At 72.2% G+C, this 13,254-nt stretch carries 7 protein-coding genes and 1 pseudogene; 7 read left to right on the top strand and 1 reads right to left on the bottom strand.

Going from position 1 to position 13,254, the window contains the following annotated elements; genetic code table 11:
• The first annotated feature begins 62 nt into the window (after positions 1-62).
• Together AS97_RS02305 and AS97_RS02300 are read left to right on the top strand one after the other, a co-directional pair.
• Positions 63-1,172: a zinc-binding dehydrogenase gene (locus AS97_RS02305; protein ID WP_125756557.1), complete on the top strand. Its 1,110-nt coding sequence runs from the start codon at positions 63-65 to the stop codon at positions 1,170-1,172.
• A 61-nt stretch (positions 1,173-1,233) separates the two neighbouring features.
• On the top strand, positions 1,234-1,917 hold the full coding sequence (locus AS97_RS02300; protein WP_125756555.1) for an alpha/beta fold hydrolase: 684 nt from the start codon (positions 1,234-1,236) through the stop codon (positions 1,915-1,917).
• 39 nt (positions 1,918-1,956) lie between these two features.
• Here AS97_RS02300 and AS97_RS02295 read toward each other — a convergent pair whose 3' ends face one another.
• A complete protein-coding gene (locus AS97_RS02295; RefSeq protein WP_125756553.1) occupies positions 1,957-2,757 on the bottom strand; it encodes an aminoglycoside adenylyltransferase domain-containing protein in 801 nt (266 codons plus the stop codon).
• 227 nt (positions 2,758-2,984) lie between these two features.
• Here AS97_RS02295 and AS97_RS46765 point away from each other — a divergent pair.
• The 5 genes and pseudogenes from AS97_RS46765 to AS97_RS02275 all read left to right on the top strand — a co-directional run.
• A pseudogene (locus AS97_RS46765) lies at positions 2,985-3,128 on the top strand (MFS transporter); the annotation flags it as partial.
• 199 nt (positions 3,129-3,327) lie between these two features.
• A complete protein-coding gene (locus tag AS97_RS46760) occupies positions 3,328-3,501 on the top strand; it encodes a hypothetical protein (RefSeq protein WP_247204889.1) in 174 nt (57 codons plus the stop codon).
• Between the two features lie 1,070 nt (positions 3,502-4,571).
• Positions 4,572-6,080, top strand: a complete 1,509-nt coding sequence (locus AS97_RS02285) for an acyltransferase domain-containing protein (RefSeq protein ID WP_125756551.1) — start codon at positions 4,572-4,574, stop codon at positions 6,078-6,080.
• Entirely contained in the window at positions 6,077-12,187 is a 6,111-nt protein-coding gene (locus AS97_RS02280; RefSeq protein WP_125756549.1) for an SDR family oxidoreductase, read from the top strand. Before AS97_RS02285 ends, AS97_RS02280 begins: the two co-directional genes overlap by 4 nt.
• A 45-nt stretch (positions 12,188-12,232) precedes the next feature.
• On the top strand, positions 12,233-13,252 hold the full coding sequence (locus AS97_RS02275) for a 3-oxoacyl-[acyl-carrier-protein] synthase III C-terminal domain-containing protein (RefSeq protein ID WP_210564247.1): 1,020 nt from the start codon (positions 12,233-12,235) through the stop codon (positions 13,250-13,252).
• Positions 13,253-13,254: the final 2 nt, after the last annotated feature.

The raw sequence follows: 13,254 nt of genomic DNA, 5'->3' as shown, positions 1-13,254 counted from the left end.
GTCCCCGTACCGGCGCGGTGACCGGCCGCTCAGCCCGGCGAAGCACCTGAAAGGAACCACCGATGACCTTGGACGCAGGACCGATACGCTCCGACGCGCACTGGGCGGCAGACGCGGTGGCGGACGTCCTCCCGGCCACGATGCGCGCGGCGCGGTTCGACGCGGCTGCGGGCACGCTCACGGTCGAGGATGTGCCCGTGCCCCGGCCGGAAGCGGGCGAGGTCGTGGTCAAGGTGGCCGCGTGCGGCATCTGCCAGTCGGACCTGAGCCAGCTCGACGGCCATATCGCACCCCGGCTGCCGGTGGTCACCCCGGGGCACGAGGCGTCGGGCGTGGTGGCGGCGGTCGGCGCCGGCGCCGGGCACTGGAACGCGGGCGACCGGGTGGTCCTGGGCGCGGGGAAGGCGTGCGGTACGTGTCCCGCCTGCCGGTTCGGCGGTGGCACGAACACCTGTGAGGACCTCCAGGTCATGGCCTTCCACTACGACGGGGCCTGGGCCGAGTACGTACTGACCGACGCCACCACGCTCATCGCCGTGCCCGACTCCGTACCCCTGGAGCACGCTGCGGTGCTCGCCGACGCCGTGTCCACCCCGTACGGCGCGATCGACACCGCCCGGTTGCGGTCCGCCGAATCCGTGGGCATCTGGGGGCTGGGGGGCCTCGGTACCCACCTCGTGCAGTTGACCCGCATCTGCGGTGCCTCCCCGATCGTCGCCCTCGACCCCCTGCCCGCCGCGCGCGAGCGCGCCCTCGCCCTGGGCGCCGACTTCGCGCTCGACCCGACGGACGATGACACCCGGGCCAGGCTGAAGGAGATCACGGCGGGCAAGGGCCTGGACGTCGCCTTCGACTGCGTCGGGCGCACGCCCTCCTTCACCCAGGCAGAGCGCGCCCTCGGCCATCGGGGCCGCCTGGTGCTCGTCGGCATCTCTCCCGACCCGCTGTCCGTGGGCCCGGAACTCCACTTCGTGCGCAACCGCCACACCGTGATCGGACACACCGGGTATCGCATGGAGCATCTGGAGGACCTGGTCGAGCTGACCGCCCGCGGCCGTCTGGACATCTCCGGGTCGGTCAGCGCGATCCTGCCACTGGAGGAAGTGAACGAGGCCATCCGCCGGCTGCGCGACCGGGAGGGCAACCCGATCCGGATTCTGCTGCGGCCTTGAGCCGGGTCTGCTGTCGGCGAAGGCCGTTCTGCCGGTGGGGGTTTTCGCCTAGCCTCCGGGTATGGCTGATCATTGTTCGGTGGAGCTGGGAGGGATCCGGCTGGCCTATCAGGTGTCGGGCCCGCCGGATGCTCCGCCGCTGGTGCTGTTGCACGCTCTGGGGGAGGACGCCACCGACTGGGATGTGGTGGCGCCCGTCCTCGCCCGGAGCCGGCGGGTCTACGCCCTCGACCTTCGTGGCCATGGCCAAAGTGACTGGCCGAGGGATTACTCCCTCGAACTCATGCGGGCCGACGTGCTCGCCGTGCTGGACGAGCTGGCACTTGGCCAGGTGGAGCTGGTAGGCCACTCGATGGGTGGGATCGTGGCCTACCTGATCGCGTCGGACCATCCGCAGCGGGTGGCGCGGCTCGTCCTGGAGGATGTCGGAGTTCCGCGTCCCCGGCGGCCGACCACCCCGGCCAAGCCGGAGGGCGAGCTGGCCTTCGACTGGGAGATGGTGCCGGCCATCAGGAAGCAGATCGACACACCGGACCCGGTGTGGTGGGAGCGGCTTGCCAGGATCACCGCCGACACTCTGGTGGTGGCCGGTGGCCCGGGTAGCCATGTGCCCCAGGACGGCGTCGCCGAGCTGGCCCACCGCATCCCCGGCGGACGCATGGTCACCATCCCGGTCGGGCACCTGATCCACAGCGCGGACCCCAAGGCGTTCACGGAGGCGGTTTCGACGTTTCTGGAGCTGTAGAGGGGTATCCGCCCTGCCCCCTCACGCTGGAGGTCCCGCTCAGGCCCCGCTCTCCCGGGCGGTCTGATCGACGCATTCCTGTACCCAGGTCAGGAAGGTTCGCACCGCGGCGGCGGGCAGGGGGACCGCGGATGAGCGGGGGCGCTCGAAGCTGCGTACCGCGGCCTCGACGAGTGGCCGGAAGTCCTCCTCGGCCAGGGCGACTTCCCGCGCCGCCCCGCGCTTGGCCATCCAGCGACCCGTACGGCAGAACACCACCGAGCGGCAGCCGTTGAGCACACGGTTGTCCGCGAGGTGACCTTCGCCGTCGCTGTGCTCACGGACGGAAGCGCGGATCGCGGCGAGCAGGTCCCGGTGCTCCGGCGCGGCGATCACCTCCCGTGCGGGGCGGCCGGACAGCGAGAGCCCGGTCCGATGGGCGACGGAGCGGTCGATGGCATACCAGAACGCCGGGGACCGTGCCGCGTCGAAGTCGGCGCGGTTCGGCAGCAGCGGGCCGGTGTTGAGGTTCAGTAGATACCCGGCCGCAGCGGAGGGGCGGCTGAGGAAATCCGTTCCGTAGACCACCAGTTCCAGGCCCGCCGCCGGGCAGGGCAGGTGGGGGTGGGCGAGGGCCCCGGCCAGGTCGTGCAGGGCCGGTCCGGGCAGTGACGGCTCCACGACGACCGTCACATCGACGTCGCTGCGCCCGTGCCGATAGTCCCGCAGCGCCAGGGAACCGACCGCGAAGACACTCACCAGATGAGGCCCGCACACCGTGCGGGTGCGCCGGACGAGTTCCTCCAGGTAGGGACGCAGCTCGGTGGGGAGAGACTGCGGATCTTCGAGAGGGTGGGCCATGTGTCCAGTATCCACCGCGTGATCCGGGCCGCTGACCTCCTCTGCGCACCCCACTCATCCCTTATCGTGCCTTTTGCCGTAGAGCCTTCGCGGGCGGGACGGAGCCGGGGACGTGGCGTTCGCGGAGTCGGCCGGTGGCGGCGAGCCCGCCTCCTCTCCTGAGTCCGGCCCGGTGTCCGGCATGCGGGTCCTGGGCCCCGCTGCCGGCCGTGTGTGCCGGGTACTTCATGGTGATCCTGGACGTGACGGTCATCGACGTGGCCGTGCCGTTGATCGGCCGGGAGCTGTCGGCTTCGCTCACCGGCATCCAGTGGATCACCGGCGGGTACACGCTGGTCTTCGCCGGGTTCCTGTTGAGCGGCGGTGCGCTGGGGGACAGGATGGGAAACCGCCGGATCTTCCGCACCGGCGTGGCGGTGTTCACCATGTCCTCCTGGGGCTCCATCGCGGGCGTCGCGGCCTCGGCGGGGCCGCTGCTGGGCGGGCTGCTGGTCTCCACCGTGGGCTGGCACCGCCAGCCTGGACTTCCAGCGCCGGCGCGACTACAGCGCACTCGGCAGCGCCATCGGCGTGGCACTCGGTGGCACCCTGCTGGCCGCGGCTGCCGACTACGGCGAGGGGCTGCGCACCAGCATGGCCATCGGCACGCTCGCCTACCTGGCCGCCGCGGGTCTCGCATGGTTGTGCGTACCGCCCAAGCCCAAGGGCGAGACGCCTGACGGGGAGGCTCGCACATCCCGCTGAGCGGTGGCCGGTCCTCTTGCGGAACGTCGCGCGTGCGGCTGCCCGGCGTCGCGGATCCGTTGCCCTCTGATAAAGGTAAGTGACAATTCGTGGCCGGCGTTTCGGACCGTGTCGGGACCCACTGTCTCGACCTGCCATTCAGCCGAGCGAAACCGTTGTTTCGCTGCCCCAGCGGCTTCTGCCTCTGTCGTACGCAGGACGCGCGCGTCCGCGTACGCGTCGATGGCGAGGCCGCCCCGCGCACCCGTCCGTGGCCGAGGAGGGTGCGGTGACCGAGGCGGGTGTGGTCGCTCCGTTCCGTGGTCGGCGTGCTCACCTGCCCGAACGCCAGGGCGAATCGCCGGCCTCGACGACGCTTCCCTCGGCCTGCCGGGCATCGGCTTGTCTCTGCCGCCGGAATCAGGTCATCGCGGCGCCACGGTCATGGCCTGCGGGCCGCCGCCGAAAAGGCGCCGTTCCGGTGGTGGTTCGGCGGTGTCGCCGGTAAACATGATCCGCCTCATGCGCCGGCTGATTGGCCGAATGTCGAAATGGTGGACGTATCGGACGGGCTGGACCGGGCGGGCCACAGTACGCGACCGACGTCGGCCGTGCGACCGGCCCCGGTCATGCCGGATCGGCACAGCACGCCGGCTGTGCGGTTGAATCATGTACGAATGTCCGAAAGTAAATCGTGAGCAAGCGGACATAAGGTGGCGGTACTTACGGCGGGGCGGCTGGGACTAGCATGCGACCTCGCGTGGCGGCAAGGGTGCCTGCGGGTGATTGGCCAAATTGAAATGCATGATCGATTTAGGCTGAAACTAGCTGCCTGAACATCATTGCCGCTCCGGAAGAGGCCCAGATACCGTAAATGCGGGCCCCGAACGACGCGAAATGCGCAGGGAAGCGAATTTCTGCCCGGGGCCCATTTCGTTGGACCCACCACTCCGGTATAGCGCAGTAAGTGAACGTATTGCCGAGGGCTTTATCGCGCCGTCATGGCGTTTCGGAGCCCGGTCGGCGGATGAGGCCTCGCCGGAGGCCGGGACCGAAATGAGGGTGATGCACAGGTGGAAGCTGTCTTCGTCATGCCCGGAACTGTGGCCGCTCCGCGCGGGGGCGTCCTTCGCGACCTCTACGACCGTTACGAGACCGTCCGTGACGCGCTGTCCCGCATCGACAAGGCAGCCGGGGGCCTGGGACTGCCCGACATCAGCACCAGGCTGATCGAGGACGACGGCGCGAGCGACCGGCGCGGTCCCGAGGTCCAGTATCTGGAGATCTTCGCCGTCAGCCTCGCGACGCACCACATGCTGGTCGCCGAAGGCGTCGAGCCCATCGCGATCGTCGGACAGAGCATCGGGGAATTATGGGCCCTCGCCGCCGCGGGCCACCTGCCGGTGGAGGACGCCGCCCGCCTGGCCGTGGCCCGGTCCCAGGCGCTGACCCGGCAGAGCTGGCGGGGCAAGATGCTCGCGGTCGGTGTGGACGGTCGCCGGGCGGAGTCGCTCGCCGGGCTGATCGACCATCCCCACCTGGTGCTGGCCTGCGAGAACGCCCCTCGACAGAGCGTCATCAGCGGGCCCGAGGAACTGATCCGGCATGTGGAGCGGGTGGCCGACGCGCTCGGCTGGCCGAGCCTTCCCCTGGACGTCCCGCACCCGACGCACACTCCGGCGATGGCGCAGGCCGCGCGGGATCTCCGGACGACCGCGCCGAGGGTCGCCTACGGTTCCGGGCGCTGGCGCGTGCGCTCACCCTGGCTGGGGCGCGACGTCGGCGACGACGACCCGGTCGACCTGGTCGCCGGCGCGCTCACCGCCCGGGTCCGGATGCTGCAGACGGTCCGCGAACTGCACGCGGCGGGTGCCGACGTCTTCGTCGAGTGCGGGGAGTGGCCCGTCGTCACCAAGTTCGTCGAGTCGTCGGTCCCGGGTGTGCGGTGCGTCGTACCGCTCAGCGAGAGCGATCCGGTCGGTGCCGTCCGGGCGTTGGCCGAGGACACCACGGCGATCGGCGCGTTCTCCTCGCGCCCGTCGGCACCGCCGGGCGACAGGATCCTGCCCTCCGCGTGGGTGAGCGCGCCCGAGCCGGCCGGCCCGCCTTCGGCCGTCGCCGTCGAGGCGCCGGCCCGGGTCTCCGTGCCCGTGCCCGCCGCCCCGGCCGCCTACACGGAGCCCACCCCTGCGCCCACTCCGGTCATCGCCGCGGCTCCGCCCGTCCCGGCCGGTCCAGTCATCTCCTATGCTCCGCCCGCACCGGCAACCGCCCAGGCTCCGGCGGCTCCTGTCACACCGGCCGCTCCGGTGGACGCGGTGGCCCCGCCGTCCGCCGGGCTGGACTACGAAACGGTGCTGGCCGAGCTGCGCACGCTCTACGGTGACTTCCTGGGCTACCCGCCGGACCTGCTCGGCGAGGACGACGGTCTGGAGTCCGAGCTGGGTGTGGAGTCGCTCAAGCAGGTCACCCTGCTCGGCCGGGTCTCCGAGCGGTACGGCCTGCCCGATCTGAGGTCGAACTCCTCGCTGCTGACCGCCGGTACGCTGCGCCGGATCGCGGAGGGCGTCGTACAGGGCCGGGCGGAGGCCGCCGGGTGACGGACGACAGCCTGCGGGGCAAGGTCGCCCTCGTGACGGGCGCCGCGAAGAGTCTCGGCGCGGACATCGTGCGCCGCCTGGCGCGGGGCGGCGCCCATGTGATCGTGAACTACTTCCACTCGGTCGACCAGGCGAAGCTGCTCCAGGAGGAACTGGAACAGGACGGCCACAGCTGCGAGTTCATCCGTGCCTCCGTGGCCAAGACCAGCGAGATCGACCGGATGTTCGACCTGGTCCAGGAGCGCCACGGTGGCCTGGACATCCTGATCAACAACGCCGCGGGCGGCGCGTTCCTGCCCCTGTTCGACATCGACGACACCTACTGGCAGCGGGCGTGGTCCACCAACGTGATGGCGGCTTACCACTGTTCACGCCGGGCGGCCGAGCTGATGGCGGGACGCGAGGGCGCGAGCATCCTCTGCCTGTCGAGCGTCGGGGCGCACCAGCCGGTTCCGGGCTATGGCCCCGGTGGTGTCACCAAAGCGGCCCTGGAGTCGCTGGTCCGCTATCTCGCGCTGGAACTGGTCGGCCAGGGCATCCGGGTCAACACCGTGCTGCTGGGCTCCGTCGCCAGCGAGATCGTTGTGAACCTCGACGGTCCGGCGACGTTCGGCGGCACGGCCGTGGCCGACGAACTGATGAACCGCACCCTCTCGACGCCGGAGGCGGCCCGGTTGATCGTGCACCTCCTCCACGAGGACGCCGGTTTCATCACCGGGCAGACCCTCGTCGCCGACGGGGGTATCAGCATCGGCGGAATGCAGGGCCTGCGATTGCACAGCAGGCTGGCCGACCAGGTGAGCAAGCCCGTGCGCCGCCCGGTTGTGTCGGCGCCGGCGCCGTCACCGTCCGCGCCGGCCGCGGCCGTACCGGCGGCCACCGCGCCGTCAGCCCCCGCGCCATCCGCGGCCGCACCGGTACCCGCACCGCCCCCACCACCTCGACCAGCGGTGCCCCCGGTGTCGGCCGAGGTGCCGGACGCCGTGCCGGACGCCGTGCCGGACGCGGTGTCGGCCGAGGCGGATCCCGGCGCCGTCGCGGTCGTCGGACTCGGCCTGGCACTGCCCGGGGCCAACAACACGGCAGAGTTCTGGGACCGGCTGCGGGAGGGCGTCCTGCTCTCCAGCGAGCCGTCAGCCTTCGACCTGAAGCACTTCTGGGCTCCCACCCGCGAGGAGACCGACGCCTTCTACGTCCGCGAGGCCGGATACCTCCACGACTTCGTGCCGGACCCTGCCTCGATCGCCGAACCGGACGGGAACATCGGACACCCCGGCTGGCCGCGGACCACCCGCTGGCTGCGGCACTGTGCCGTCCAGGCGCTGGCGGGGGTGCGCCGGCGTCCGACGGACCGCTGGCTCACCGCGACCACCGGCATCCACGACCAGACCGGGCTCGGTCCCCAGGGCATCGTCCTCGGCGACGAGTACCGGCGCATGGTGCGCGAGGCGATCCCCGCCGACCGGGACGGTGACTGGCTGGCGGAACTCGCCGACCACGCGATCAGCGTGCGGTACGGCGGTGACGGCGGCGACCCGCAGTCCTACCTGCCCGCGTCCGTCGTCCGCAACGCGTTACGCGGGCTGATCCCCGGTGACACACAGCACCTGACCCTCGACGCGGCCTGCGCCAGCGGACTGTTCGCCCTGGACGCGGCGGTCAAGGCGCTGCGCGAGGGTTCCTGCGACGTGGCGCTGGCCGGTGGCACCTCGGTGATCGAGCCGATCGGGTTCACGCTCTTCTGCCGGGCCCAGGGCATCTCGATGAGCGGCCGGGTACGGCCCTTCGACCGGGCGGCCGACGGGACCCTGATCGGCGAGGGCGCCGTCGCGCTCGTTCTGAAACCGTACGCGCGGGCCGTCGCGGACGGCGACCGGGTGCTCGGCGTCATCCGGGGCACCGGACTCGCCGCCGACGGACGGGGCAAGGGCATCCACGCCCCGGCCACGCGCGGGCAGGAGCTGGCGATCGCCCGTGCCTGGGCCGACGCGGGCGTCGAGGCCGACGACGTGGACTGGGTCGTGGCGCACGGCACCGGGACGCCGGTCGGCGACGAGATCGAACTCCGCTCGTTGCTGTCCCGGCTCGGGCCGGGCGAGCGGACGTGTCTGCTGACGTCGAACAAGCAGGTCTTCGGGCACACCGGGGTACTGGCGGGCCTGGTCTCGGTCGCACATGCGCTGGTCGCCCTCGAACGCGGAGCGGTGCCCGGCCAGCCCGTGGTCACCGATCCGCATCCGTTGCTGGGCGACGGCGAGCGGCTGACCGTGCCGGTCAAGGACGCCCCCTGGCCGGCCGACGGGGCGCGACCGCGCGTCGTCGGGGTGTCGTCGTTCGGCCTCGGCGGGGCGGACGCGCATGTGGTCCTGTCCGACCACGCACCACGGTCCGTTCCCGCGCGGAGGCGGGGCGTCGATGTGCGCGACGACAGGGAGGACCTGGTCGTCGTCGGCTGGAACACCCATCTTCCCGGCATGGATCCCGATCAGGTGCCTGCCTGGCTCCGCGGCGACGGGCCGCTCCCGGAGCCCGGTTTCGGCACGCCGTACCCCCTGCCCTCGCCGCGTGATGTGCGCATACCGCCGCTGACGATGCGGCATATGGACGCCGCCCACCTGATGGTGCTCCAGGCGCTGGGCCCGCTGCTGGAGCGGCTCGGCGAGCCGGGCACGAGCCTACGGCCCACCACGGCGATCGTGATGGGCTCGACCCTGCCGACCACGCACAACACCCAGGCGGCGCTGCGGGTGCACGCCGCCGAGTGCGCCACCGCGTTCGACTTGCTGCCCGACCCGGCGCAGGCCGAGGTGCTCAAGGAGTACCTTGCGAAGGGCATGGCGGAGGCCAAGGGAGTGATCCCCGGCGATCTGAACGAGGACGACTTCACCGGCGCGGTCTCCTGCATCCTGTCGGGCCGGGCCGCCAACTACTACGACTTCCAGGGCCTGGGGACCAGCGTCTACTCCCAGCGGGACTCCGCGCACACGGCCGTCGACCTGGCCCTGCGGCAACTCCGGCACCGGGCCTGCGACCTCGCCCTGATCGGCGCCGTGTGTCTGCGGCCGATCAGCGGCTGGGACCGGCACCTCGCCCACCTGGTGCCGGAGGGCCGGTCCATCGCGGAGGGCGCCGCGGTCCTGGCGGTCACCCGGCGCTCGACCGCGCTGGAGCACGGACTTCCCGTCCTGGGCACGCTCTCCACCGAGGTCGCCCTCGACGACCCCCGGCACCCGGTCACGCCCTCGCACGCCCTTCCCGTACTGGCCGGCACCGGACACACCTATCTCTCCCTGGACGCCCTGCTGACGGTTCTCAAGGCCGTCGTCACGGAGACGGACACCGTGGTCCGGCCCGCCGCCACCGGCTCGCCGCTGATCCGTTTCACCCCGCCCGCGGGCCCGCGGGAGGCGCTCACCGGCTCGCAACAGGCCGAACCCGAACGCGCCGACCCAGAACGCGCCGGGTCCGCGCACACCGGGTCCGCGCACACCGGATCCGGGCACGCCGACCCGGCCCCCGTCCAGTCGCAGCACGCCGGGTCGGAGCACACCGGGTCGGAGCAGGACGGGGCCGAGCACACCGAGGAGTTCACCGGACGCCGTCAGACCTTCCGCCTCGTGCCGACCGACCCGCCGCCGGCCGAGCCCGCCACGCCGTCGATCCCGCCGGGCACCGTCGTCATCACCGACGCCCCGGACCTCGCCGCCGTGGTCACCGGCCCGGACACCGCCGTCTGGTCACCGCGGCCGGGCATCGCGGGCACCGCCCATGTCCCGCCCGAGGGCGCGCCCGGCGCGCTGACCGGCCTGCCGTTCGTCCCGCGCCACATCCGGGTGCTGTCCCGGCTGCCCGTCGACGACGACGGGTGCGAGGAGGCCGGGGCCGCCCGGGTGGAGGACCTCCAGGACCTCGCCTTCACCACGCTCCAGGCGGCGCTGCCCGCGCTGCGCTCCGGGGGCTCGCTCGCCGCGCTGCTGCTCGGAGAGGTGCCGGACGATCTGCCGCCCCCGCTGAGCGGGCTGTTCACCGGTCTCGTCCGCTCCGTGCGGGCCGAGGTGCCGCAGTGCGGCGGACTGACCCTGATCAGCGACGCGGTGGACGCGGCGGCCGCGCTGGACCAGTTGGCGCGGGCGGGCGCAGCCCAGGTGCCGACCCACACGCTGGCCTGCCGCGGTGACGGCTGGTTGGCCCTGGCCGTGGCCGACGATCCCGTGTCCCCGTCCGACGGCGTCCCGCTGCCCTCCGGGGCGGTCGTGGTCGCCTTCGGCGGCGCCCGGGGAATCACTCCCGAGCTGCTGCACGAGGTGGCGAACAGCACCGACCGGCCCTATGTGTACGTCATCGGCCGCACCCCGCTGCCGGATGCCGACGACTCGCTGCCATCGCAGGCCGAGTTCATGGCCGCCGAGCGCCGACGGCGTCCCGACGCCTCCGTGCGCGAGCTGCGCGTCGCCTACGAGAAGGCCGAGGCGCGCCTGGAGGTGCGCCGTACGGTGCGACGGCTGGCGGAGCTGTGCGGCCCGGACCGGGTCCACCACCGCGTGTGCGACGTCCTCGACGCCGAACGCACCACCGCCGTCCTCGGCGAGATCCTCGACCGGCACGGACGAATCGACCTGCTCATCAACACCGTCCTCGACCTGCGCTCGCGCGCCCTGCACGCCAAGACCCTCACGGACTTCCGGGCCGTGCGGGCCACCAAGGCGACCGGCTACCGCAACCTGAAGCGGGCCCTGGCCGGACACACGCCCCGGATCTGGTGCAACTTCAGCACCCTGGCGACGCTCGCCCCCGCGCCCGGCGACATCGACTACTGCGCCGTCAACGAGTACCTCGCGTACGCGAGCGCCAGGGCACAGCGGCACGGGCCGGCCGGCGCCCACGAGATCGCGGTCCTGTGGAGCGGCTGGCGCGAGGTCGGCGTCGCCAGCAGCGTCACCATGCGGGAGACCCTCAAACGCAACAAGATGGACGCCTACATCAGCACCGCGCAGGGACGTGCGCAGTTCCTGTCCGCGGTGACCCGGCCGCCGGCGAACGGAGTGGCGTTCTTCATCCGGGAGGAGGAACGCGTCCTGCTGGCCCGGCGCGGCATCAGCACCCACGGCTCCCGCGTCGAACCGCGGATCGAGGCCCCGGACGCGCCGGATCCGGCCCCGCCGGACCCGGAGTTGACCACGCCGCTGCTCGACGGCGTGCTGTACCGGGGCGACGACTGGGCCGTCTTCACCAAGACCTGGGATCCGGGCACCCTCGCCGAGCGGGACGGGCGGTGGATGCGTCATCACCAGGTCAACGGTGAGTACACGCTCGCGGGCACGTTCACGCTGGAGGCGGCGGCCGCGGCGGCGGCCACCCTCTGTCCCGGACTGCGGGTCACCGGGTTCCGCGGTCTCGTCTGCCGGTCGTCGATCACGGTCCGGCTCGCCGGGCCGATGCGCAGCGTCGCGGTGGAGGCCCGGGTGGTGAGCCGTGCGGGCGACCGCGCCGAGGTGGCCGTGAGGATCACGGCACACCGGATCGGCAAGAACGGCAAAGTACTGCGCTTCAACGACCCGCTGTGCGAGACGCGGGTGCTGCTCGCGGACCGTTTCCCGGTGCTCGCCGGACCACCCGACTTCTCGGGCCACGAACCCGAGCCCGACTTCGCGATGCCGGTGTACTCCCCGGATCCGCCGATCTCGCTCACCGGACCATTCGCGGGCACCGGTGACTACGCCCGCGGGCCGGACGGCAACAGCGCCAGGTTCCGTCTGGACCACGCCGCCTGGGCGCCGGTCCTGGCCGGGATGACCGTACCGGCGATCCTGCTGGACGCGATGGTGCACCTGTTGCTGCTGCCGCCGCGCGGTGACCTTCCACCGCTGGTCGGGCCGATGGCCGGCCTCGACGAGGTCGACCTGGGTGGGCCGGGCGACGACTGCCGGCTCAGCGCGCTGCATCCGGTCATCCGGCTGCACTGCGACTTCGCCACCGGGGAGCTGACCGCGCTGACCGGTGACGGGCAGGTGCTGGCCCGGATATCCGGGGTCAGCGCACATGCCCTGGACCACAGCGGAGAACTCGTCCGGCCCCGCGGCGACGCGCCACGACCGGTCCGTTCCTGACAGCCGGGTCCTGACAGCCGATTCGTGACAGCCGAGGAGACAGCAGTGTTGTGGCAGGACATCACGATCGCCGGGACCGGTTCCTGGATACCGCCGATCCGGCAGAAACACGAGCCGTGGGACAAGCCGGTGGACAACGGGCCGCCCTCCCTGGTCGCGCTCAACGGATTCACCTCGGCCGCCGTCTCCACGGACAGCACGCCGTCACAGATGGCCGCCCGCGCCGGCCTGAAGGCACTGCGCCACGCGGACGTCAGGGGCGCCGACCTGAGCCTGCTGGTGCACGCCAACTTCCAGGACGAGGACCACTACGCGCCCTCCGCCTATCTGCTGCGGGTGCTCGGCGGGCCGGACACCAACGCGATCGAGCTGGGCGCCGCCAGCGACGGCGGGGGAGCCGCGCTGGTCACCGCGGCCGAACACCTCACCGCCAAACCGGTAGCGAGGGCCGCGCTGGTGACCGCCGGTGTCCGGTTCCGGCCCGAGCGGTGGGGCCACGTCTCGGAGATGGGGCATCTGGCCGGTGACTCCGGCGCCGCCGCCGTCCTCACCCGGGGGACGGGCTTCGCACGGCTGCTGGCGACCGATCAGGCCGCGCAGCCGCAGCTGGAGGTGCTGACCCGGGCCCGGACGGCGCCCGACGGCAGCGGCCTGCCGCTCCTCGTCGAGGAGACCGGATTCATGCCGTACATCGACGCGCTGCGGCAGTCCACGCGCCGCTGTGTCGAGACCGTCCTCGAGGAGACCGGCGTCCGCCCGGAGGGCATCGCGCGTGTGCTGCCCATCGCGATCGGGTCGGAGGTGCTCGACCTGCTGCTCGGCGGTGCGCCGCTGGGCCTGCGGGCCGCCGACACCAGCTGGACCTTCGGCCGGCACCTCGGCCACTGCGGACCGTGCGACGTCCTGCTCGCGCTCGACCGGGAGTTCCGCTCCGGCACGCTGCGGGCCGGAGAACGGGTCCTCGTCGTGAGTTTCGGGCTCGGCTTCCGCTGGACCACCGCGCTGCTGGAGATCACCCGCGATCCCGTCACCGCGGTGCCGGCCGGCCACTCAACGAAGAAGTGAGG

It is taken from the genome of Streptomyces sp. AgN23 (assembly GCF_001598115.1).
Lineage (GTDB): Bacteria > Actinomycetota > Actinomycetes > Streptomycetales > Streptomycetaceae > Streptomyces > Streptomyces antimycoticus.
Note: the sequence above shows the minus strand (reverse complement) of the source record. Positions and strands in the feature narration are given on the sequence as shown.

Bases quoted from the DNA above. Each gene is read 5' to 3' on its own strand.
- AS97_RS02295 (WP_125756553.1), bottom strand. From the start codon at position 2,757: ATGGCCCACCCTCTCGAAGATCCGCAGTCTCTCCCCACCGAGCTGCGT.
- AS97_RS02300 (WP_125756555.1), top strand. From the start codon at position 1,234: ATGGCTGATCATTGTTCGGTGGAGCTGGGAGGGATCCGGCTGGCCTAT.
- AS97_RS02305 (WP_125756557.1), top strand. From the start codon at position 63: ATGACCTTGGACGCAGGACCGATACGCTCCGACGCGCACTGGGCGGCA.
- AS97_RS02285 (WP_125756551.1), top strand. From the start codon at position 4,572: ATGCCCGGAACTGTGGCCGCTCCGCGCGGGGGCGTCCTTCGCGACCTC.